This window comes from Microbacterium sp. Ag1 (assembly GCF_001005635.1).
GTDB lineage: Bacteria > Actinomycetota > Actinomycetes > Actinomycetales > Microbacteriaceae > Microbacterium > Microbacterium oxydans.
On record NZ_LBCR01000029.1, the window covers coordinates 152933 to 175706 of the forward strand.

The following is a 22774-nucleotide window of genomic DNA, read 5'->3' on the forward strand; positions in this document are numbered from 1 at the left end:
GATTCCTTCTTGACCTCAACCTCACTTGAGGTTCTACCGTCGTCATCATGACCTCGGAGACCGAGCAGGTGTCGACGCCGGATGCGGCCGCAGCCCGCATCATGAGCAGCCAATACGTGTGGATCACGATCGGCGCGTGCGCGCTCGTGTTCCTGGGGGCGTTCGAGTCCCTGGCGGTCACGACGGTGATGCCGACCGTGAGCGCCGACCTCGGCGGCGAACGGCTATACGCGCTGGCGTTCGCCGGTCCTCTCGCCACCGGAGTCATCGGCATGGTGATCGCGGGAAACTGGGCCGATCGTCGGGGGCCGGTCGCCCCGCTGTACACCGCGGTCGCGATGTTCATCGTGGGGCTCCTCATCGCCGGTCTCGCCCCGAGCATGGAGGTCCTCGTCGCCGGTCGGTTCGCGCAGGGTCTCGGCAGCGGCGGCCTGATGGTGGCACTGTACGTCGTCGTCGCCCGGGTCTACCCGCAGGAGCTGCACCCCGCGATCTTCGCCGGATTCGCGGCTGCGTGGGTCATCCCCTCGCTGATCGGACCAACGGTCGCGGGAGCCGTGACCGAGCTCTGGAGCTGGCACTGGGTCTTCCTCGGTGTGGTGATCCTGGTGCTCGTGGCGCTGCTGATGGTGATTCCAGCCCTTCGCGGTCTCTCGAGCGACGGCGATGCGACGACACCGTGGGCGTACGGCCGCCTCGGTTGGTCGATTCTGGCGGCGGCCGCGGTGCTGACGCTGAACCTGGTCGGCGACATCCCCGGTGTCGGCCCGGTGCTGGCGGTCGTCGCTGTGATCGTCGCCCTGATCGCGGTTCGCCCGCTGGTTCCCCGCGGAACCTTCCGCGCGCACCGGGGGCTGCCCTCGGTCATCCTCGTCCGCGGGCTCGCGGCTGCCGCGTTCTTCGGCGCGCAGATCTACCTGCCGTACCTGCTCACCGATCGCTATGACCTGTCGCCGACCCTCGCGGGGCTCGCCTTGACCGGAGGTGCGCTCTCGTGGTCGGTCGCGGCGACGGTCCAGGGGCGGATGGGCGTTCGCCTCTCGAGCGTGACGGCGGTGCGCATCGGCACGATCCTGGTCTTCGTCGGCATCGTGCTGACCGTCGCGATCACAGCCATCAGGGCGGACGCTGCACTGCTCGCCGTCGCCTGGATCGTGGCGGGTCTGGGGATGGGGCTCATGAGCCCACGTACCAGCGCGCTGACGCTCGCGATGTCGACACCGGAGAATCAAGGCTTCAACAGCGGCGCTATGACGGTCGCCGATTCGTTCGGCAGTGCCATGGCGCTCGCCATCACGGGGACGCTGTTCACGGCGTTGGCCACCGCGGACCCGTTCCTGGGAGTGTTCACCCTGGCTGCGGTGATCGCGATCGCGGCGGCGGTGCTCGCTCCACGGGTGAGCGCGGCCGTTGAACGGCTCGGGACACGGCCGGGGGGAGAAGCGTGAGCGGGGAAGCGGGCAGCGCGGAGGCGACGGAGCGGCGCACCATGCTCGCGATCGTGCAGCGCGACTTCGGAGAGGCCGGGGTGCTGAGAGCCGAGGAGGTGGCCGTGCCCATTCCCGCCGAGGGCGAGGTGCGGATCCGGGTCGCCGCGGCGGGTGTGCATGCCGTCGACACCGACATCCGTCGAGGCACCGCACCGGCGTCGATGCCGAAGCCGACACTTCCGATGACGCCGGGGCGCGAGGTCGCCGGGTTCGTCGACGCCGTAGGGTCCGGGGTCGACGCGGCCCTCCTCGGAACGCGCGTGGTCGCCCACCTCGGCTTCCGCAGCGGCGGATACGCCGAGTTCGCGCTCGCGTCCGCGCAGTCTCTGCACTCTGTCGACGCCGGAGCATCCTTCTCCCAAGCGGTCGCGACCATCGGTACCGGTCGAACGGCCCAGCTCGTCTGGGAATCCGCGAACATCCGCCCAGACGACGTCGTCCTCATCCCCGGTGCATCGGGCGGCCTGGGAAGTCAGCTCGTCCAGCTGGCGCTTTCGGTCGGGGCGACTGTCGTCGCCCTCTACGGCGGCGAGGTGAAGCGCCCTGTGGTGGAGCGGCTCGCGCACGGTGAGAGGTTCGCCGACGGCCTGCTGCTGCCGCTCGACGTGACGGTCGAGACGTGGCCGGAGCAGATGGCCGAACGTCTCGACGGCGCGCAGCCGTCGGTTCTGATCGATGGGGTCGGAGGTGCGACGGGCCGGACGGCACTCGAGACTCTTGCCAGCGGTGCCCGCGTCGTGATCATCGGATGGTCGAGTGGAGAGGCGCTCCGGCTCGACACCGACGACATCCTGCAGCGCTCCCTCACGGTCGCCGTCCCGCTCGGGCGGTCCATCGCCGACCTGCGTGCTCTCGAGTCCAGAGCGCTCGCCGCGCTGGCGGAAGGCCGCACGGCTCCGCCTGTGGACGAGTATCGCCTCGAGGATGCCGCCGCCGCCCACGAAGCCATCGAACGGCGCCGGCAGCGAGGGAAGGTCGTGCTGGTGCCGTCTCCGCGGTGACCTCACCGCGGAGGAGAGGCGAACGGAGCCGCACGGGCGCAGTTCACCTCGGGAAGCGTGAGCAGCAGCGCCGCGTTGTGACCCCCGAAGCCGAACGATGTCGACAGCACTGTGCGGACCGGATGTCGTCGCTCCTGGTCGCGCACGAAGTCCCAGCCCTCCGCGTCGGGGTCGGTCAGGTTGATCGTCGGAGGCAGCACCTGGTCGCGCAGGGTCATCGCAGCGATCACTGTCTCGACGACGCCGGCTGCGCCGAGCAGATGCCCGGTGGTGGACTTCGTCGCCGTGAGCGGAACCGACGGTGCCCTCGCTCCCAGCGCCTGCTCGAGTGCGATGAGCTCGGCCGCGTCGCCGAGCACCGTGCCCGTGCCGTGGGTGTTGACATGATCGACTGCGGATGCGGTCGCGCGGGCATCGGCGAGACAGGCGTTGATCGCCCTGGTCGCTCCCGCGGCGACCGGATCCGGTGCCGTGGCGTGGTGGGCGTCGCTGGTCGCACCGAACCCGGCGACCGTCGCGAGAGGGCGTGCGCCGCGTTCGCTGGCGAGGTCGGCAGCCTCGAGCAGAACCGCGGCGGCGCCCTGCGCCATGACGAAACCGCTCCGCGCACGGTCGAAGGGGCGGGAGGCCGATGAGGGGTCATCGCCGAATCCGGTGACGACCGAGCGCAGGTTCGCATGCGCCGCGAGATGCAGCGGACCGAGGCAGTCGTCCATCCCGACGACCAGCACCGCATCGGCGTATCCGTGACGGATGCGCCGTAGGCCTTCGCCGATCGCGATGGCGCCGCTCGCGCATGCCGCTGTGACGGCGTGGGTCTGTCCGAGGAATCCGTATCGACGGCTGAGGATCCCGGCGACGGCATCCGCGGTTCCATAGACGGCGAGGCTCGGCGGCACCCGGCGCCGACCGGTCTCTCGCAACGTGCCGGCTGCCTCCGTCACCGCGTCCACCGGTCCTGATCCCGTGGCGACGAGCACCTGCGCGGCATCCGCGTTCCACGGCAGGTCACCTGCGCCCGCATCATCCATCGCCTCATCAGCGGCGGTGATCGCCCACTGCTGCATCGGAGTGAGGTGGCGGGCGAGTGACGTCGGCAGGTCGGCAGGCGCGGCGAACCCGCCGACCACTCCGCCGACCTGCACCGGCCCGGAACCTTCGAGCTCAGGCGGAAGCAGCGTGATGCCGCTTCGTCCGGCGCGGACTGACGCCCACATGCTCGGCGCGGTGAGACCACTCGGGGTGATGGCGCCGATCCCGGTGACGACGACAGACCTCTCGACGCTCACGATGGCCTCCGCCCGAGCGCCACGAGATCGGCGACCGCGGTGCGACGAATCTTGCCGCCGGAGGTTCGTGGGAACTCCGGTAGGCGGTGCCAGCGGCGTGGCACGGATGCCGGAGGGAGCCGGTCCCTCGCCCACGTGCGCAATGTCGCTGCCGGTGGCGCATCGCCTTCGACGACCAGGGTGATCCGCGTGCCGAGGTGATCGTCACTCTCGGCGATCACGCAGATGTCGCCGAGGCCCGGCATCCCGTCGAATGCACGTTCCACTTCGTCGAGGGAGACGGTGTGCCCGCCGGTGGTGACGACATCTCCGCTTCTGCCGGCGAACGAGAAGTCCCGGCCCCGCAGTCGCCCCTGATCGTGCACGCTCGCCCAGCCGTCGGCATCCGTCAACGACGCGGAAGTCGTTCCCGGCAGGTAGCCGGTCGAGCACGAGGGGGAGCGCACCCAGAGCGTGCCGAGCTCGCCGGGTGCCAGATCATCGCCGTCGTCGTCGCGCACCCGGGCTTCCACCTGCGGGTAGAGCCGGATGCGTCCGTCGCCGGCGCGGTCGTCGCCGATGAAGCCGAGTTCGCCGGTGCCGAAGTAACTGAGCGTCCGGGTGCGGGGGAGTGCGTCGGACACTCTGGCTCGAGCCGACGCCGAGAGCGCGGCGCCTCCCGTGACGATCAGCTCGATGCCGTCGTACCTTCCCGGGTTGCGCAGCGCGGCGTCCGCGAGGGCGGCAGCTGCAGCCGGAACAGTGACCACTCGCGTGATGCGTTCGTCCCGCGCGCGGGGGGTGAGCCACAGGTCGTCGAGACGGTCGGCAACGTGCAGCTCGCCGCCGGAGGCGAGAACCTCGAACAGTGTGTAGAGAGTCAGGCTGTACGACATCGGGCCCGGTGCGAAGGTCGCGACGCGGTTGCTCGCACCCAGATACGTGCGCGAGACGTCGATGTTCGCGGTGTACTGCGCGCGGGTCTTGAGGAAGGGCTTCGGTCGTCCTGTCGTACCGGATGAGGTGAGCAGCAGGAACGGGGCATCGCCTGCTGGATCATCGGGGTCGACGAGGGTGCACGATCCCGAGTTCTCGAGGTCAGCGAGCCCGAGGATCAGACCCGGCCAGCCGCTCGCATCCAGCGCGGTTCGCAGCGCAGCGACATCAGTGATCACCGCCACCGCGCCGGTGGATGTGATCAGCTGCGTCTGCAGTGACACCGGCCAGTGCGCATCCACGACGCTGAGGATGCGATCCCCCGCCTCCATCGCGACGACGGTGCGTGCGGTGTCGAAAGCACGCCTCAGACAGATGGCGACGACGGGCGGTGGTGTCGAAAGGCCGAGTGCATCCGCCCGCGCCGAGTGGGCTGGGAGCATGCGCTCGAGAGTCGCCGAAATCCGCCGCGACTCCGTGTGGAGCTCGCCATAGGTCACGCCGGCATCGTGGTCGACGATGGCCGGCCGAGCGGGGTCTTCGACGGCGACACGGCGCAGCATCGGGGAGAAGGACGTGATGGCTCCTGGGGCGGGTTTGCGTGGAGAGGATGGCGTCCCTATTGTAATGAACACCGTTCAGGTGAACGGTGTTCAGGAGGATTCATGACAACGTCGCGCGCCACAGACGCCAGCGCATCGCTCGGACGCATCGCGGTGTTCGCCGCCCTGATCATCGTGCTCGGCGCGGTGATCGTGCCTCTGCCCGCCGGGGTGCCCATCACCGCGCAGACCCTCGGTGTCATGCTCGCAGGGCTCGTGCTGGGTCCGCGCCTCGCGCCTCTCGCCATCCTCCTCGTGCTCGTGCTCGCCGCCGTCGGGCTGCCCGTGTTGGCGGGCGGTCGTGGAGGACTCGGAGTGTTCGTCGGCCCGAGCGCCGGGTACCTCATCGGTTGGATCGCCGGCGTCGTCGTGATCGGCCTGCTCATGCGCACGGGGCGCTTCACCTGGTGGCGCTCCGCTATCGCGGCACTGGTCGGCGGTGTGTTCGTCGTCTACGCGTTCGGCATCCCCGTGCAGGCTCTCGTGACCGGCGTGCCCATCGGACCCACGGCGCTGTCGAGCCTCGCGTTCCTGCCCGGCGATCTGATCAAGGTGACCGCGGCCACGCTCGTCGTCGTCGCACTCCGGCGCGCCTACCCGCGGGCCTTCGCCGACGGTGTGCGGGTGCGGGAGCCTGCGAGGGTGGCGGCGTAGGCGTCACCGCCGCGGACTGGCCGCTCGCGGAGGGGTGAAGGCTCCGACCCCGACGGCCTCGCGCTGACGACGTCGACGACGTTCGAGCAGCCGGGTGCGGCAGGGTGGCTCAGGCGTCTGACCCGCACGCTCCCCGCCGGTGGGGCAGCAGGCGCACCGGCGACGGCCAAGAGTACCAGCACCTACTACGGCGATATCAACAGCGCCCCGGCGGTGTGCGGCCTTCCGGGGGGACCAAACAGTTCGGTCTCCTCAAGTCCACGACGGGACCGACTCCGGCAACGGGCACGCCGATCACCACGGAGTACGCGTATGACGCGTGGGGTCGCACGGTGGGGACGAAGACCAGCGGCGACACAGCGTGGTCGTGCACCGGGTACGACGGCCGTGGCAAGGTGATCTCCACGACGGTCGCCGGTCCTTCGGGCGTGGCGACGATCTCGAGCACGACAACGGAGTCGACACGAGTGACGAACGGTGGATACACCACCGTCACGAGCGGGGTAGCGGTCGCAGGGTCGCCGAACGGCTCGACCATCACGACCGTCTCCGACCTGCTCGGTCGGGTCGTGAGCTACACGGATGTGTGGGGCACGGTGACCACGCCCACGTACGACCCCGCTTCGGGGCGTGTGACGCAGATCTCGACGACTCCGGCCAGTGGTGCGGCGTCGGTGACGGCGTACACGTATGACGCCGACGGCAAGGTGAAGACGGTCACGGTCGATGGGCAGCAGCTCGCGTCGGTGACGTATGACGCTTTGCAGCGGTTGAAGCAGATCGCGTATCCGGATGGTTCGGCGTTGAACAGCGTGAGCCGTGATGCGGCGGAGCGGGTGATCGGCCAGGAGTGGCTGGTCGGCGGTCAGGTCGTGTCGGACGCCGTTGTGCGTTCGCAGTCGGGCCGTGTGGTGAAGCAGCAGTCGTCGACGGGGTCGACGTCGTATTCGTCGACGTACGGGTATGACACGGCGGGACGGCTGGTGTCGGCGGCCATTCCCGGGCACAAGCTCACGTATGGGTTCGGGTCGTCGGGTGGGTGCGGTCCGAATGCGGCGGCGGGCATGTCCGGCAACCGGACGGGTTCGACGGATGTGTGGACGGCGCCGGGTCAGGCGGCCGTGACCACCACGACGAAGTTCTGCTTCGACTGGGCGGACAGGCTACTGTCCTCGACAGTCACGGGGGCGGTCCCGGGTGCGACGACTGTCGCGGATGGTCTGTCGGCGTCGGAGGTCGTGTACGACGGGCGGGGGAACACGGTTCGTCTGGGTGACATGCAGTTCTCGTACGATGCCGCGAACCGACACATCGGGACGACGTATGACGACGGCACGACGGTGCGGATCGTGCGGGACGCGACCGGGCGCATGGCATCGCGGACGATCGATCCGACAGGTGCGGAGCCGGCGGTGACGACGAGCTACCTGTATGCGGCGGGTGGTGATGCGGCTTGGGGGCAGCGGTCTGGTGCGGGTTTGACGAGGAGTGTCGGACTGCCGGGTGGGGTGTCGTGGACGAACCAAGCCGGGGAGGTGACGTGGTCGTTCCCCGGGTTAGGTGGGCACGGCCTCGTGACGCGCACCGGGGCGACGACGAGCGCATTGCTGTTGTGGGATCCGTTCGCTCAGCCGGTGGACCCGGTGACGTTCGCGATCGGGACGGTGGCGTCGGATGACACCGGCCAGGTGGCGGGGAACACCCTCTGGCATCAGGGGGCGTTGAAGCCCGCGGAATCGGCGGGTTCGGCTCTGGTGGTGGAGATGGGGGTGCGGTTGTATGTCCCCGCCCTCGGGCGGTTCCTGCAGGTCGACCCGATCGAGGGTGGAAGTCATAATGACTACGTCTGGCCCGTTGATCCCATCTCCATGAACGATCTCAGCGGTGAGGCAATCCCTATTTTGCTTGGGCATGCCGCTGTCGTAACGAGCCCCGCGTTCCTGATAGGCGCAGCGCTGGTCGTTGCTGGCACCATTGTCGCCACGAACCCCTGGGTGCAGGAGCAGTTCGGGTACTTTTCACGGCAGATGGCCACAGTCAACGTCGTGCTGACGATGGCGGTCCCCCTGGCGATCGGTGGGATCATGCAGATGGCACACCGTAAGCGCGACAACACGCGCAACAACGACCGTGTCGGTCATGGCTCGCGCAAGCAGGGCAAGGCGACCAACAAGCATGAGAACGCTCAAAGTCACGGAGGCAAGCCGAAACCCAACTTCAAGCCGAATCAGAACAAGAGAAACAACATGATCGTCTTTGGCGGTCGGAGAATTGAAATCGCTTAAGGAGGCGACGATGGAGCCGGATCGACGTGCGGCAGAAGATGCTTTCGCCGCGGGACAGTACTTGGATTTCTTGCGAGCCGTCAGAAGCGATAAAGGCGACTTCGATCAGACGGTCATGCGAGCATTGATTCCCTCAGTCGATCTTGAGGAAGTCGATTTCAGCGCGGGGACTACCCCGAACACTCTGTTCGAACTGGCGGCCGCTGTTTGGGACGTAGACGAACTTCTCGCGATCTCGATGTTCCGCGAAGCCGCGAGCGGCGGCTCGAGTGCAGCGCTCGCAGCGCTCGGCGAAGGTCTCAATTGGATCGGTGACCACGAAGAAGCCACGCTCTGGTTACGAAAGGCGATCTCTGCGAACGCCGGAGATGCCGCACGTCTGGCAGGGCTCCTGGGTGAGAGTCTATTAAGCGCGGGGGACTCGGTTGGGTTCAGTGAGGCTGAGCATCTGCTCAAGCGTGGCCTTGCGGAGTCCGAAGAGTTTGGGGTACCGCTGGCGAAGCTTCTCCTTGCTCAGCAAAAGGTGGCAGAAGCGCGCGAGCTCTTGGAGCGGTTGGTTCGCGCGGACGTGTACGGAGCAGCGCTTCTGCTTGGCAATCTCCTCGCCGAGGAGCCGGGGAACTTCGAGGCAGCTGAGGCCGCTTACAGGGCGGGTATAGCCAGCGGTGATGGCCACAGCGCTCACAATCTTGCGGTGATGATGCTCGAGAACGGTGAACCTGCTCGGGCGCGGGAGCTTCACGAGCTCGCGAAGCTGATGGGGGATTCTTCCCCCCTGGAGACCGCACGCGATTAGACGCCACTCAGCCTGCCAGTGGAGCGTCGGCGAGCAATCGTCGAGTACCGCATCCCGCATGGCGCGATGGTCCTTCTGCCAGTTGCCGGTGCGGGCTCGTCTGGAGGCGTGCGCGCTCAAGCCGAGTTCACCTGACGTTGATCGGGATGCGAAGGGCGGTCCTCCCAACAGGTCCGTTGGAAGTCGCCACAGAGAAGCAATGGGTGAAGTTGGAAAAGGTAGCGGGCTCGGCGGCAGGTGCTCGAGTGGGTAGTTTGCTCTGGGGTACCGCTGCGAGTGTGTTGACGGTCGCCGTGAGTTGGGGCACTTCGTCGTGGTGGATCGGCGCATGCGTGTGCTTCTTTGCGGCGGCCGCGTTCGTACGATCGCTATTCCTCGGGGTGTGGGTGGAGCCAGGCGTGGTTGTCGTGTGCACCTGGTTTCGCAGACGCCACTTCAGATCAGGAGAGATCGTGGCCGTCGACGAGCAGCTCTACTACGGAGCCGGAGGAGCGGGTGTGGGCTGGCTCCCGCTCGTGGGTTCGGTTCGGATGATCGAGCTCGAGCGCGTCGATGGCAGGCGAGTTCCGTTGCCGTCGACCATCGGTCGTCGAAACCATGTGTTGCGTCTGGCGTGGCGGATGCGTGAGGCGCTCGACCTCCCTCTGCGCTGAGATCAGCGCCATCTCGTCCGCCGACGCCACGCCGAAGGGAACAACTCACCCGTGACTCGGCGTTGCTCATGAGCGAGACTGGGCCACGTAACCGGCTCACGGAGAGGTGCGACGCATGAACGCTGCGGAGAAGACCGACGAGTACGACCTGATCGTGTTGGGCGGTGGTCCGGTGGGCGAGAACGTCGCCGACCGAGCCGTGCAGGGCGGGCTCACCGCGATCATCGTGGAGAGCGAGCTCGTCGGGGGTGAATGCTCTTACTGGGCGTGTATGCCGTCGAAGGCATTGTTGCGTTCGGCGCAGGCGCTCCGTGCCGCGCAGCACGTGGGCGGTTCGTCCCAGGCGGTGACCGGAAAGCTCGACGTGCGGGCCGTGTTCGACCGCCGCGACTCGTTCACCAGCAACTGGTCGGACGACGGCCAGGTGAAGTGGCTCGACTCCGCCGGCATCGACCTCGCTCGGGGCCACGGCCGCATCACGGGTGAGCGCGAAGTGACGGTGACGGATGCCGATGGCGCGGAGCGCGTGCTCACGGCGCGGCACGCTGTCGCCATCAGCACCGGATCGGATGCGGTCATCCCGCCCATCGACGGTCTCCGCGATGCCAGCCCGTGGACGAGTCGGGAGGCCACCAGCGCCGAAGAGCTGCCCGACAGCCTGGCGGTGATCGGCGGAGGGGTCGTGGCCGTCGAGATGGCGACCGCCTATGCCGCACTCGGCTCGCAGGTCACGGTGATCGCCCGCAGCGGTCTGCTCGGCGGGATGGAGCCCTTCGCGGGCGAACGTGTCGCCGCGGGCCTCAAGGAGCTCGGTGTCGACGTGCGCACCGGCACGGGCACCACATCCGTGCGCCGCGGCGCGGACGGCGTGACCATCACCCTCGACGGCGGCGAGGAGATCACCGCGACCGAGGTGCTGGCCGCGACGGGTCGCTCGCCCCGAAGCGGTGACATCGGCCTCGACGTCGTGGGCCTGGAACCCGGTCGCTGGATCGACGTCGACGACACGCTCCGCGTCCCCGGATCCGATTGGCTCTACGCGGTCGGCGACGTCAACGGCCGCGTGCTGCTCACCCACCAGGGCAAGTACCAGGCGCGCGCTGCCGGCGATGTGATCGTTGCCCGTGCCAAGGGCGATGATGTCGACGACGCCCCGTGGGGTCGTCACGTCGCGACCGCCGACCAGGCCGCTGTCCCGCAGGTCACATTCTCGATCCCCGAGGTCGGATCGGTGGGGCTCACCGAGGCTCAGGCGACGAAGGCCGGCATCGCGGTGAAGGCCGTCGACTACGACCTGGGCTGGGTCGCCGGCGCGAGCCTCTACGAAGACGGATTCGAAGGCCAGGCGCGACTCGTGGTCGACACCGACCGCGACGTCGTGATCGGTGCGACGTTCGTCGGACCCGAGGTGGCGGAACTGGTGCACGCGGCGACCGTGGCGATCGTCGGCGAGGTGCCGATCGCCCGCCTCTGGCACGCGGTGCCGTCGTACCCCACGATCAGCGAGATCTGGCTACGACTGCTGGAGGGGTACGGTCGCGACTCCGCCTGATGGACGTCAGGGCTTGATCTCGCGATCAGGGGCAATCCGTTCGCGTGATCGCGTCGAACAGGATCCGGATTGTTTCTCATATTGACGAGCGCGGCGCAACCCTCACCCACGATGTCGCACCCGTCTTATACGCTCATACCCACATCCGAGGAGGCAGGACCATGAAGGCTGTACTCGCAGGAACCGTCATCGCCGAAGCTGACGAGAGCGATCTCGCCCGCATCGAGGGGAACTGGTACTTCCCACCGGCGTCCATCACGCCCGGCGTGCTCGTCGAGAGCCCCACGCCCTACACCTGTCCCTGGAAGGGGGCTGCTCAGTACTACTCGGTGCAGACCGACGGCGAGCTCCACACCGACTACGCGTGGTCGTATCCGACCCCCTACCCCTCCGCCTTTGATCGGGTGGGCAAGGACTTCTCCGGGTTCGTCGCCTTCGATCCGCGCGTCGAGGTCGGCCCGTAGGCATCTGAAGAGCCCCGTAGGCATCTGAAGAGCCCCGTAAGTATCAGAAGAGCACAGACTCGTCCGCTCGCACATCGATCGACCGACTGGAGACCAGCCCATGATCGAGTTCCGCAACGTCACCAAGCGGTTCCCCGGCGGCGCCCTCGCCGTCGACGACTTCAGCCTCGTGCTGCCCTCGCGCAAGACCACGGTGTTCGTCGGCTCGTCCGGCTGCGGCAAGACCACTCTGCTCCGCATGATCAACCGCATGGTCGAGCCGACTTCCGGTGAGGTCGAGATCGACGGCGAGAGCGTGCTCCAGGGCGATCCGGTGGCACTGCGCCGACGCATCGGCTACGTGATGCAGAACTCCGGCCTCATGCCGCACTTCACCGTGATCGACAACGTGGCCACCGTGCTGCGGTTGACCGGGGTGAAGAAGGGGCCGGCGCACAAGCGCGCACGGGAACTGCTCGACACGGTCGGCCTCGACCAGGCGCTCGCCGAGCGGTACCCGAGCCAGCTGTCGGGCGGCCAGCAGCAGCGCGTCGGCGTGGCCCGCGGCCTCGCGGCCGACCCGAACATCCTGCTCATGGACGAGCCCTTCGGCGCGGTCGACCCCATCGTGCGAGCCGACCTGCAGCAGGAGACCCTGCGGCTGCAGCGCGAGCTCGACAAGACGGTGGTGTTCGTCACGCACGACATCGACGAGGCGTTCCTGCTCGGCGACCAGGTCGTCATCCTCGACAAGGGCGCCCGCATCGTGCAGGTCGGCAGCCCCAGCGAGATCATCGAGAACCCGGCAGACGATTTCGTCTCGGCGTTCATCGGCGCCGAACGCGGACGCCGTGCTCTGCATCTCAAGCAGACGCCGCACGGCACCGTGGTGGTCGACGGCGAAGGCCGCACGCAGGGGTCGATCATCGATGTGCCTGATGCTGTGACCGACGCGCTCCTGAGCGAGGAGAGCGCGACGAAGGGCGCTCCGTGAACTGGATCGTCGACAATCTCGGCCTCATCCTCGAGCTGACCGCGATCCACCTGCAGCAGAGTGCGATCGCGATCGTGCTCGGCTTCGTGCTGTCGCTGCCTCTCGGGTGGGTCGCGTGGCGCTATCAGCTGGTCAAGGGGCCGGTGATCGTCCTCACCGGACTGCTCTACACGATCCCCTCCCTCGCGCTGCTGATCCTGCTCCCCTCGGTCGCCGGCTATCCCGCCCGCAGCCCCGTGAACCTCATCATCGGCCTCACGATCTACGCCGTCGCGATCCTCGTGCGGGCGGTGTCCGACGGCCTCGACTCGGTCGACCCCGCCATCCGCCAGTCGGCCACCGCGATGGGATACGGCGGCTTCCGCCGATTCTGGACCGTCGACTTCCCGCTCGCCGGTCCCGTCGTGCTCGCCGGTCTCCGCGTGGCAGCCGTGAGCACCATCTCCCTCGCCACGGTCGGCATCCTCGTCGGAGTGACCAACCTCGGCTACCTCTTCACCAACGGTCTGCAGCGACGCATCCTCGCCGAGGTCTTCGCCGGAGTGATCGCCGTCGTCGTGATCGCCCTCCTCATCGATCTGCTGCTCATGCTCCTGGGCCGCGCCCTCATGCCCTGGACCCGCGCCGCCAAGACGCCGTCCGCGGCGAAGCAGACCGCCGCACTGGGGGCCGCCGCATGAACGTCTTCACGGAAGCCTTCGCCTGGCTCTTCTCCCCCGACCGCTGGGTGGGCACCTACTCGCTGCCGGTCCTGTTCGGCCAGCACATGTACTACACGTTGATCTCGGTGCTGATCGCCGGCGTCATCGCGATACCGCTCGGGTGGCTCATCGGCCACACCGGCAAGGGCCGCGAGATCGCCGTCGCCGTGTCGGGTGCGGCGCGCGCCATCCCGTCGTTCGGCCTGATGGTGCTGCTCGTGCTGATCCTGGGTGTGCTGCGGGTGCCCGAGGCCGCGATCATCACGTTCGTGCTCCTCGCGATCCCCTCCCTCCTCGCCGGGGCCTACACCGGGCTCGAGGCCATCGACCGTCGCGTGCTCGACTCCGCGCGCTCGATGGGCATGACCGAGTGGCAGGTGTTCTGGAAGGTCGAGGTGCCCCTCGGGCTCCCGCTGCTGGTCGGTGGCATCCGCGCGGCCCTGCTGCAGGTGATCGCCACGGTCACCATCGCCGCGTACGTGAACCTCGGCGGCCTCGGTTGGCCGATCATCCAGGGCATTCCCCTCCGCAAGTTCGACCAGGTGCTCGGCGGCGCGATCCTCGTGGCCGTGCTCGCGCTGGTCGTCGACCTGATCTTCGCCCTCCTCCAGCACGCCGCCGTTCCCGCGGGCTTGCGCGCGCCGACCGCGAAGCGCCGCTCCCGTGCAGCCGCCGCCACACCGGCACCGGCCACCGCCTGACGCGTACGACCGCCTGACACGCACCACAGCCGAAACACGTTCCACAGCCTCACCCCCGTTGTCCCAGAGAAGAGGAAGTCCCATGTTCACAGCACGGAAGTCACGTCTCGCCCTCGCCGGTGCCGCGCTCGCCGCGGTGCTCGTCCTCGGCGGTTGCGCGAACAGCAACCCGCTCGACGCCCCGAGCGAAGGATCGAGCTCCGGCGGCGACACCATCGTCATCGGCTCGCAGGCCTACTACTCGAACGAGATCATCGCCGAGATCTACGCCCAGGCGCTCGAGGGCGCGGGCTTCGACGTCGACCGCCAGTTCAGCATCGGCCAGCGCGACGCCTACATGCCGGACGTCGAGTCCGGTGCGATCGACCTGTTCCCGGAGTACACGGGCAACCTGCTCGAGTACCTCGACAAGGACGCGACCGCCACGAGCCCGGACGACGTGTACGCGGCCCTGAAGGACGCGCTGCCCGACGGCCTGACCGCTCTCGACTACGCCGAAGCCTCCGACCAGGACACCTACACGGTGCTCAAGAGCTTCGCCGAGGAGAACGGCCTCACCACGATCGGCGACCTCTCCAAGGTGACCACCCCGGTCACGATCGGCGCCGCACCGGAGTTCGAGCAGCGCCCCTACGGCCCCGCGAAGGCCAAGGAGGTGTACGGCGTCGACCTCGGATTCTCCGCGACCGGCCCGACCACGCTGGAGTCCCTGCTCGCCGGTGAGATCCAGGTGGCGGACATCTACTCGGCCGACCCGGCGTTCCAGACCGAGGACATCGTCGCGCTCGAAGACCCGGAGAACATCATCCTGGCCTCGAACGTCGTGCCGATCGCATCGAGCGACGTCGCCGACGAGATCTCCGACGTGATCAACGCGGTCAGCAAGAAGCTCACCGCGGAAGAGCTCGTCGCCCTCAACGTGCAGAGCACGGTGGACCAGAAGTCGGCGGAGGACATCGCCAAGAAGTGGCTGTCCGACAACGACCTCAGCTGAGCCGCACAGACAGAAGCGCCCGGACCCTCACAGGGTCCGGGCGCTTCGTCGTTCGCGCTGGGTCAGATCCGGGCGTCCTGTTTCGGGACGAGGACCTGTTTGATGATGATGAGGATCGACGCGGTCACCGGCACCGCCACCAGGGCACCGAGCAGACCGAGCAGGGTGCCTCCGGCCAGGGCACCGATCACGACCAGCGAACCGGGGACCGACACCGCCTTGTTCATCACACGCGGGGTGATCACGTACGCCTCGATCTGCATGTAGACGAGGTAGATCGCCGCGAAGACCAGGGCGGCGATCGGGTTGGTGAACAGCGCGAGGCAGGTGCCGAGGATCCAGAACAGCACGGAGCCGACCAGAGGGATCAGCGTGATGCAGAAGGCGATCGCCGCCATCAGCGGCGGGAACGGCAGTCCGAGGAACAGGTACAGGAAGAAGGCCAGCGTCGCGTTGCAGAACGCCAGGATCACCATCCCCATCACATAACCGCCCACCGAGTCGGTGATCTGGTCGGCGATGTCCCCGGCGCGAGCCCGGTCGCGGGCCGGAGCGAGACGCAGCATCCCCTGCTTCATGGTGGGGAGCGATGCGAGGAAGTACAGCGTGAGGACGAGCACGACGATGGCGCCGGAGATGCTGGTGGCGATCGAGGCACCGACGGCGAGGGCGCCGCCGCCGATCGTGGCCAGGTTGCCGAAGTCGGTCAGGAACGACTGCACCTGGGCGACGAGGTCCTGGAACTGATCGCCGAACTGCGCTTCCAGGGTCGCGTAGATGTCGCTGTGGGTGAAGTCCTTGATCATGCCGGGCACGGACTGCACGAAGCTCACTATCTGATCGATCACCACGGGGACGATCATCCAGATCACCAGGGCGAACACGACGATGAGCGCGAGGATCGTGATGACGACCGAGATGACGCGGGAGAGACCGCGGCGCTCCAGGAAACGCACGGCGGGGTCGAGTCCGAGTGCACCGAACAGCGCCAGTGCGATGTAGATCAGCACCGTGGACAGGTTCGACAGCGCGAGACCGATCACGATCGCGCCCAGGCCGCCGAGAGTCACCAGGAACCCGAACACGAACGGACGATCGATGCGCGTCCAGAAGGAGCGGCTCGGCGTCGTCGGCTCGATCACGACCGGACGAGGCGAGTCGGCCGCCGACGCGATCACCGCGGCGGCGGGGTCGGATGCGGAGTGCCGGCGGCGCCCGGGGGTCGGTGCGGCGGGAGCGGTGGCGGGTGCGTCCTCGTCGTGCGGCGCGGTTTCCGGCGACTCTTCGTTGCTCATGTGCTCACGATAGCGGTGGCCCGGATCGAAACCAGGTTGTCACGCGGCTCTAGAGTAGGGGGCATGACCGCCGCCGAAGACCCGAAGGCCGAACTGCTCCGTCTTCGTGCCACCATCGACAACATCGACGCCGCACTCATCTTCATGCTGGCGGAGCGCTTCCGCGCCACCCAGCAGGTCGGGCATCTGAAAGCGGAGCACGAGATGCCGGCGTCGGACCCGAACCGGGAGGAGCAGCAGGTCGCACGACTGCGTGCCCTCGCCGAGGAGGCGCACCTGGATCCGGAGTTCGCGGAGAAGTGGTTCAACTTCGTGGTCGCGGAGGTCATCCGCCACCACACCGAAGCGGCCGAGAGCCGCTGAGAAGGAGGTGCCGGACGGGCGACGGTGTGTGCAGCACTCGCCCGTCCGGAGCTTGAGGTTCATTGACCAACTAAGTTCAATGAATAAACTTAGGGAGAGACTACGGATCGCGCGGCGATCTGTCAACAGCTCGCAAGGAGCGAGCCTCGGGAACGGGAACACATGCTGAGCACGGATGACGGCCTCGACACCCAGGCGTCCGTTCGGCGTGCGAACCTGCGGCGGGCACTGCAGCTGGTCTTCCGGAACCCGGGAACGCAGACGCGCGCGGGCATCGCGCGCTCGACCGGTCTGACGGCCGCCACCGCGTCCTCACTGGTGGCCGAGCTCATCGAGAACCGGCTGATCGTGGAGGGGGAGCAGGCGGCGAGCACCGGCGGCAAGCGGGCGACCACCCTGAGCGTCGACGCGGATCACCACGTGATCCTGGTGCTGGTGATCCAGCCTCGTCATGCCGACATCGCCCTCGTCGCGCTCGACGGCACCGAGGTGGACGGCCGACGCGTGAACTACTCCGTGGAGAACCGCGACCGCACCCTCGACGATGCCGTCGCCACCGTGGCAGCGGAGTTCGGCGGTCGACTCCTCGCCGCCGGTGTGCAGCTGCCGGGCACCACCGACGGACGTGTGGTGCTCGAGAGTGTGCAGCTGAAGTGGCAGAACGTGCCCCTCGCGGAGCGGTTCGAGCGGGCGCTCGGTGCGCCGGTGCTACTGATCAACGACGTCGATGCTGAGGCCATCGCCGAAGCCGGCATGGAGGAGTCGCCGTCCGGCTACCGGCTCTTCATCCACCTCGGCGGCGGCGTCGGTGCGGCCGTCACCCTCGACGGCGAGCTGGCGCCGGGGCCGCGCGACCGTGCGGGGGAGATCGGGCACGTGCAGGTCGTGTTCGGCGAGGCGGCCCGTGCGTGCCGATGCGGTCAGCGCGGATGCCTCGAATCGGCCGCCGCCCTGGGTGCGATGCTGGGCGAGGAGTTCTCCGACGCCATGGACGCTTCCGAGATCCGTGCGCTCGCCGCGCAGGCCGACGAGGAGCATCTCGACGAGGGCGCGCGGGCACTGGCCAGGGCGGTCAAGCTCATCAGCGCTCTGCTCGATCCGATCGAGGTGGTCATCGGGGGACCCGCGACCGAGCTCGGACCGCGCTTCCTCGACAGGGTGCGGGAAGAGACCGAGTACCCCGCTCGCGGGACCGCCCAGGTGCCGGTGCGCTACGCCGATCCTCGCGTGTCGCTCGCGGCCGGGGCGGCGCAGGCCGCCCTGACCTCGGCCTTGGGTGTGCGGTGGAACCCGGAGCAGCTGCGCGCCGCATCCACGTCGCGCAGCTAGGGCACCCGTTCCGAAAAGGGCAAGGCCGTCGCGACCTCCGGGATGAGGCGGCGACGACCCTGCTGTGGACCCGCGTGCGGTTTACCTAGACGTGATCAGGAAGGTTCGCTCAAGATGCGTTCGGCCCGATCAAGGTCATCTGATCGAAGAAGTTTCGATGCCTGAAGGATCTCGACACCGAGAAGATGCCCATCTGCATCGAAATCAAGGATGATCTCCCCCACTCCGTGAGGGTTTCGAATCTCCGGTACTTGTGCAACAGATTCCCCCGCTTGCACTTCGTGCCCGACCGTGAGGTAAGCGGCATCCACTTCGGGGTCATATCTGATGTGCATCAGTGGTCACTTCACGCTGCCGGCGGTCAGTCCGCCGACGAGGCGCTTCTCGATGAGCATGAACAGGATGACCACCGGCAGGATCGCGACGATCGAGACGCCGAACACGTACTGCCAGCTGGTCTCGTACTGACCGACGAACTTGGTCAGGGCGACCGACAACGGCTGGTTCTTGTCGGTCGACAGGATCACCAGCGAGGCGGCGAACTCGTTCCAGCACGCGACGAACGTGAAGACGATCGCGGTGACGATGCCCGGCCACACCAGCGGCAGGTTGATCTTGAACAGCACGGTGAAGCGTCCGGCTCCGTCGATCTGCGCGGCCTCGTCGACCTCCTTGGGGATGCCCGCGAAGAAGGAGTGCATGATCCACACCGCGAACGACAGGTTGAACGCCGCGTTGATGAAGATCATCGCCATCCAGGTGTCGCCGAGTCCGAGAACGGTGAACTGGCGGAACAGGCCGGAGGTCAGCACGGCCGGCTGCAGCATCTGTGTGACGATCACGAGGAACAGGAACACCATGCGGCCGGGGAACTTGAAGCGTGCCGTGTAGTACGCCGCCGGAAGTGACACCAGCAGCACGAGCAGCGTCGCGAACACGGCGATGACGATGGTCGAGATCAGGTTGTACGGCAGGGGCGTCTCGGGGGTGGACCACATCGAGATGTAGTTCTCCCAGTGCCACTCGGTCGGGAGGTAGGTGGGATCGACGGACCGGATCTGCGCTTTGGTCTTCACCGAGCCGAAGAACATGATCAGGTACGGCAGCACGAAGATCGCGAGCACCAGGAATCCGGCGACGGTGCGCAGGATCACGCGGGGCAGCGTCACCTGATCTTCGGTGTAGCGGCGCTTGCGTCCGGGGGTCGGAGGGGTGGTGCGGCGGCCGCGGCCTCCCGCGGTGGTCACGAGCTCGGTCTCGGTCACGGTCATGATCAGACCTCCTTCATGGGCTTGACGATCTTCACGTACGCCGCGACGATCACGATGACGATGAGGAACGCCACCACGGAGAGGGCGCTCGCGACGTCGACCTTCTTCTGCAGCTCGATGTACTTGAAGATCAGGGTCATGATCGTGTCGGCGCCGTAACCCGGGATCGAGCCGGTCATCACCTTCAGGATCGGCAGCGAGTTGAACACGTTGATGATGTTGATGAGGATCGCCACGGCCAGGGCGCTGCGCAGTTGGGGCAGCACGATCGACCAGTAGGTGCGCGCGGGGCCGGCGCCGTCCATCTTCGCGGCTTCGATCGCATCGGCCGGGACCGACTGGAGCCCGGCGAGGATCGTGTACGTGGTGAAGGGAAGCGACACGAAGATCGCGATCACGATCGACCAGGTGAAGGCCGTCGCAGGGTTCTTCGTCCAGCCGTAGCCCACCGCGTCGTCGGAGAGCCCGATGTCGTAGAGGAACTTGTTGAAGATGCCGAAGTACGGTTCGAGGCTGTAGTAGAACACCATGGTCGTCATCACGACGGAGGCGGCCCACGGCACGATCACGGCCATGCGCACGAGCTGACGCCCGGGGAAGGCCTTGTTCAGGATCTGCGCCAGACCGAGCGAGATCACCACCGTGAGGGTCACCACCGCGACCACCCACACGATCGTGCGGAAGAAGATCGGCCAGAACTCGGTGAAGGTGAAGACCGTCACGAAGTTGTCGAAGCCCACCGAGCCCTTGTCGAGGCCGGACAGGGAGATGTCGCGCGTGGAGTTGAAGAACATCACCCCGGCGGGGAACAGCACCACGCCGAAGATGAGAAGCAGCGCCGGTGCGATCCAGGGCAGCGCCTGGAGGAGGTCCTTTCCGCCCGGCCTGCCGCGCGTGGCATCCGGGGTCTTCGGAGTGCGGGGGCGGCTGCTCGCCGCCCCCGCGAGGTTCGAGGACTCTGTCTTCTGGCTCATTCGGGTACCCGAACCTCTCCGATCAGCGGGCTCAGCCCGCGTCGACCTGTGCCTGGATCTCGGTCAGCACGTCCTGCGCCGGCTTCGACTGCAGCTGGCCGAACAGCGACTTGAACGCACCGTCGGCGGCGGACCACTTCGGGTTCGTCGACGGGTAGAACTGCGCGTCGGGCAGCACGTCGAGGAACGGCTTGAGGGCCTCCTCGCCGGAGAGCTGCTCGGCGCCGGACTTGGTGACGGGGAGGAAGCCCTCGGCCTGCACCCACGGCACGTACACGTCTGCCGAGTAGTAGTAGTCGAAGAACTTGGTGATCGCTTCCTTCTTGTCGTCGTCGTTCTGGAACGCCATCAGCTGGTCCATGACGCCGAGCGTGAACGGCGAGCCGTCCTTCGTCGGGATCGGGACGATGGAGTAGTCCAGCTCGGGGTTGTTCTCCTCGATCTGGCCGACCGTCGGCGGGAGGCCGACCTGCATGCCGATCTTGCCCTGGATGAAGATGTCCATCAGCGGGGAGCGCTGGGTGGAGCCGGGGTCGGCCTGGGTCGCGCCGGCGTCGATCATCTTCTTGATCTGCTCGGCTCCGACCAGGTTCTCCGGGGTGTCGATCGTGATCTCCGATGCGTCGCCGAACGATCCGCCGCCGCCCCACAGCCACACGGCGGCCTCGGCCTGAGCCTCTTCCGATCCGAGCGGCATGCCGTATCCGGCGACTCCGCCCCCGAGCGCGGAGACCTTGGTCGCGGCGTCGAGCAGCGAGTCCCAGTCGGTCGGCGCCTCGACACCGGCCTGGGAGAGGAGCGCGTTGTTGACGAACAGGGCGCGAGCCGAGGCGATCAGCGGCAGGGCGTACGCGGTGCCGTCGACCTCGGCGTTCTTGAGGAATGACTCCTGGAAGTCCGAGTAGGTGTCGTCCGAGACGACGTCCTTCGTCGGGTAGAGCAGCTCATCGCCGACGAAACCCGCGAAAGGCCCGCCGTTGTAGATGTCCGGTGCCTCGCCGGCCTGGATCTTGGTGGAGACGACCTTCTCGAGGTTGTCCCACGACTGCACCTCGAGCTTGACCTTGATGTCGGGGTTGGCCTTCTCGAACCCGTCGATCACGGTCTCCCAGTTGGCCTTGGTGCCGTCGGAGTAGCTCGGGACGAGGAGGTCGAGCGTGGTGGATCCTTCCGCGTCGCCGCTGTCGCCGGAAGAACCGCCGAACCCGCACGAAGCGAGCGAGAGCGTGGCGACGGCCGCAATGGCGGCGGCGCCGAACCGCAGTGACTTCTTCATGTGTATTGCATTCCTCACTGTGATGTCCGAACCCTCGGCGGCGGGGCCGCGTCGGGAGGGGGGTGTGGTGCACAGTCGCAAGCACATCACGCGACAGTGCGTGGGTGACCGCTTCGCCTGGTGGCAACCGCGATCGTTCAAGCCGGGGCTCGGGTGGAACTTGTCCGATTATTTGTCAGGAGAACAAACAAATCAAGGTAAAGCTGTTGACGACTCGATTCGACGCCATACTATGATCGAATCAAGCTTGAAACGATCACAAGTATGCAACATATCGCCAGAAAGGCACCTCGATGACTGAATCGCTGCCCGGCGCACACATGCGCGAAGAGCTCAACTCCCAGCCCGAGATGTGGACTCGGGCTGCAGACCTGAAGGCCGAGCAGGCGCTGCTCCCCGCTTCCGGTGCCCGGATCGCCGTCGTCGGCTGCGGTACCTCGTGGTTCATGGCGCAGTCGTACGCGGCGCTGCGCGAGTCCGCCGGCCACGGTGAGACCGACGCGTACGCGGCATCCGAGGCGTTCCTCGACCGCGGGTATGACGCCGTCGTCGCCTTGACCCGTTCAGGGACCACCAGCGAGGTGCTCGAGCTCGTCGAGCGCATCAAGGGGCGCATCCCCACGGTCGGCGTCATCGGAGACCCGGACTCGCCGCTGGTCTCCCTGGTCGACGACGCCGTGCTGCTGCCGTTCGCCGACGAGAAGTCGGTGGTGCAGACGCGTTTCGCCACCACGGCGCTCGCCCTCTTCCGCGCCTCGCTCGGTGAGGACCTCTCCGGCGCCATCGCCGACGCCGAGGCCGTGCTCGCCGAGGACGGCGACGACGAGCTGCGCGACGCGGAGCAGTACACGTTCCTCGGTCGCGGCTGGACCATCGGCCTCGCCCACGAGGCTGCGCTGAAGCTGCGCGAGTCGTCGCAGTCATGGACGGAGGCATACCCGTCGATGGACTACCGCCACGGTCCGATCGCGATCGCGGCCCCGGGCCGCGTCACCTGGCAGTTCGGCGAGGCACCCGAGGGCCTCTCGGCGCAGGTCGAGGCCACCGGCGCCCGGTTCGAGCAGCGGGCGATCGACCCGCTCGCCGACCTCGTGCGCCTGCACCGCACCGCACTCGACCGGGCCGTCGCCCGAGGCCTCGACCCCGATCAGCCCCGCAACCTCACGCGATCCGTCATCCTGGATGCATGACGCAAC

The 22774-nt window shown here is 67.5% G+C and carries 22 protein-coding genes; 15 read left to right on the plus strand and 7 right to left on the minus strand.

Annotated elements, in window-relative coordinates:
* Positions 1-47 precede the first annotated feature (47 nt).
* Positions 48-1448, plus strand: a complete 1401-nt coding sequence (locus AAY78_RS09580; RefSeq protein WP_046748064.1) for an MFS transporter — start codon at positions 48-50, stop codon at positions 1446-1448.
* Positions 1445-2491, plus strand: a complete 1047-nt coding sequence (locus tag AAY78_RS09585) for an alcohol dehydrogenase catalytic domain-containing protein (protein WP_052748719.1) — start codon at positions 1445-1447, stop codon at positions 2489-2491. The genes AAY78_RS09580 and AAY78_RS09585 overlap by 4 nt, the downstream gene beginning before the upstream one ends.
* 2 nt (positions 2492-2493) lie before the next feature.
* On the opposite strand, the gene AAY78_RS09590 is transcribed toward AAY78_RS09585, so the two are convergent.
* Complete coding sequence (locus AAY78_RS09590) at positions 2494-3780, minus strand: beta-ketoacyl-[acyl-carrier-protein] synthase family protein (protein ID WP_046748065.1); 1287 nt, start codon at positions 3778-3780, stop codon at positions 2494-2496.
* Positions 3777-5258, minus strand: coding sequence for a class I adenylate-forming enzyme family protein (locus AAY78_RS09595; RefSeq protein ID WP_046748066.1), 1482 nt, complete (start codon positions 5256-5258; stop codon positions 3777-3779). The genes AAY78_RS09590 and AAY78_RS09595 overlap by 4 nt, the downstream gene beginning before the upstream one ends.
* Positions 5259-5360: 102 nt before the next feature.
* On the opposite strand from AAY78_RS09595, the gene AAY78_RS09600 reads away from it, so the two are divergent.
* The 10 genes from AAY78_RS09600 to AAY78_RS09655 all read left to right on the plus strand — a co-directional run bounded on the left by AAY78_RS09600 (position 5361) and on the right by AAY78_RS09655 (position 15070).
* Positions 5361-5951: a biotin transporter BioY gene (locus AAY78_RS09600; protein WP_046748067.1), complete on the plus strand. Its 591-nt coding sequence runs from the start codon at positions 5361-5363 to the stop codon at positions 5949-5951.
* 332 nt (positions 5952-6283) lie between these two features.
* Positions 6284-8236, plus strand: coding sequence for an RHS repeat protein (locus tag AAY78_RS09610; RefSeq protein WP_156172635.1), 1953 nt, complete (start codon positions 6284-6286; stop codon positions 8234-8236).
* A gap of 10 nt (positions 8237-8246) precedes the next feature.
* Positions 8247-9032, plus strand: coding sequence for a hypothetical protein (locus tag AAY78_RS19240; RefSeq protein ID WP_052748720.1), 786 nt, complete (start codon positions 8247-8249; stop codon positions 9030-9032).
* 452 nt (positions 9033-9484) lie between these two features.
* On the plus strand, positions 9485-9685 hold the full coding sequence (locus AAY78_RS09625) for a hypothetical protein (RefSeq protein ID WP_046748072.1): 201 nt from the start codon (positions 9485-9487) through the stop codon (positions 9683-9685).
* A gap of 115 nt (positions 9686-9800) precedes the next feature.
* The gene (locus AAY78_RS09630) at positions 9801-11237 is read left to right on the plus strand and encodes a dihydrolipoyl dehydrogenase family protein (protein ID WP_046748073.1); all 1437 of its coding nucleotides are present in this window, start codon (positions 9801-9803) and stop codon (positions 11235-11237) included.
* A gap of 161 nt (positions 11238-11398) precedes the next feature.
* A complete protein-coding gene (locus tag AAY78_RS09635; protein ID WP_046748074.1) occupies positions 11399-11701 on the plus strand; it encodes a DUF427 domain-containing protein in 303 nt (100 codons plus the stop codon).
* Positions 11702-11801: 100 nt separating this feature from the next.
* Positions 11802-12674, plus strand: a complete 873-nt coding sequence (locus AAY78_RS09640) for an ABC transporter ATP-binding protein (protein ID WP_046748075.1) — start codon at positions 11802-11804, stop codon at positions 12672-12674.
* The gene (locus AAY78_RS09645) at positions 12671-13354 is read left to right on the plus strand and encodes an ABC transporter permease (RefSeq protein WP_046748076.1); all 684 of its coding nucleotides are present in this window, start codon (positions 12671-12673) and stop codon (positions 13352-13354) included. Before AAY78_RS09640 ends, AAY78_RS09645 begins: the two co-directional genes overlap by 4 nt.
* Entirely contained in the window at positions 13351-14076 is a 726-nt protein-coding gene (locus tag AAY78_RS09650; protein WP_046748077.1) for an ABC transporter permease, read from the plus strand. Before AAY78_RS09645 ends, AAY78_RS09650 begins: the two co-directional genes overlap by 4 nt.
* 82 nt (positions 14077-14158) lie before the next feature.
* Entirely contained in the window at positions 14159-15070 is a 912-nt protein-coding gene (locus tag AAY78_RS09655; RefSeq protein WP_046748078.1) for an ABC transporter substrate-binding protein, read from the plus strand.
* A gap of 62 nt (positions 15071-15132) precedes the next feature.
* Here AAY78_RS09655 and AAY78_RS09660 read toward each other — a convergent pair whose 3' ends face one another.
* Entirely contained in the window at positions 15133-16365 is a 1233-nt protein-coding gene (locus AAY78_RS09660; RefSeq protein ID WP_046748079.1) for an AI-2E family transporter, read from the minus strand.
* A gap of 63 nt (positions 16366-16428) precedes the next feature.
* Here AAY78_RS09660 and AAY78_RS09665 point away from each other — a divergent pair, with 63 nt between their 5' ends.
* Positions 16429-16728 (plus strand): chorismate mutase, encoded by a 300-nt coding sequence (locus AAY78_RS09665; protein ID WP_021200128.1) that lies wholly within the window; start codon positions 16429-16431, stop codon positions 16726-16728.
* Between the two features lie 162 nt (positions 16729-16890).
* Positions 16891-18057, plus strand: coding sequence for an ROK family protein (locus tag AAY78_RS09670; RefSeq protein ID WP_052748721.1), 1167 nt, complete (start codon positions 16891-16893; stop codon positions 18055-18057).
* A 95-nt stretch (positions 18058-18152) separates the two neighbouring features.
* On the opposite strand, the gene AAY78_RS20270 is transcribed toward AAY78_RS09670, so the two are convergent.
* The 4 genes from AAY78_RS20270 to AAY78_RS09690 are packed head-to-tail and all read right to left on the minus strand — an operon-like array spanning position 18153 to position 21578.
* Positions 18153-18392, minus strand: coding sequence for a DUF2283 domain-containing protein (locus tag AAY78_RS20270; protein ID WP_082108642.1), 240 nt, complete (start codon positions 18390-18392; stop codon positions 18153-18155).
* A 6-nt stretch (positions 18393-18398) separates the two neighbouring features.
* Positions 18399-19328 (minus strand): carbohydrate ABC transporter permease, encoded by a 930-nt coding sequence (locus AAY78_RS09680; RefSeq protein WP_171011063.1) that lies wholly within the window; start codon positions 19326-19328, stop codon positions 18399-18401.
* Between the two features lie 2 nt (positions 19329-19330).
* On the minus strand, positions 19331-20302 hold the full coding sequence (locus tag AAY78_RS09685; protein WP_046748081.1) for a carbohydrate ABC transporter permease: 972 nt from the start codon (positions 20300-20302) through the stop codon (positions 19331-19333).
* Positions 20303-20333: 31 nt separating this feature from the next.
* Positions 20334-21578, minus strand: coding sequence for an extracellular solute-binding protein (locus tag AAY78_RS09690; protein ID WP_046748082.1), 1245 nt, complete (start codon positions 21576-21578; stop codon positions 20334-20336).
* A 293-nt stretch (positions 21579-21871) separates the two neighbouring features.
* Here AAY78_RS09690 and AAY78_RS09695 point away from each other — a divergent pair, with 293 nt between their 5' ends.
* Positions 21872-22768, plus strand: coding sequence for an SIS domain-containing protein (locus AAY78_RS09695; RefSeq protein WP_046748083.1), 897 nt, complete (start codon positions 21872-21874; stop codon positions 22766-22768).
* Positions 22769-22774: the final 6 nt, after the last annotated feature.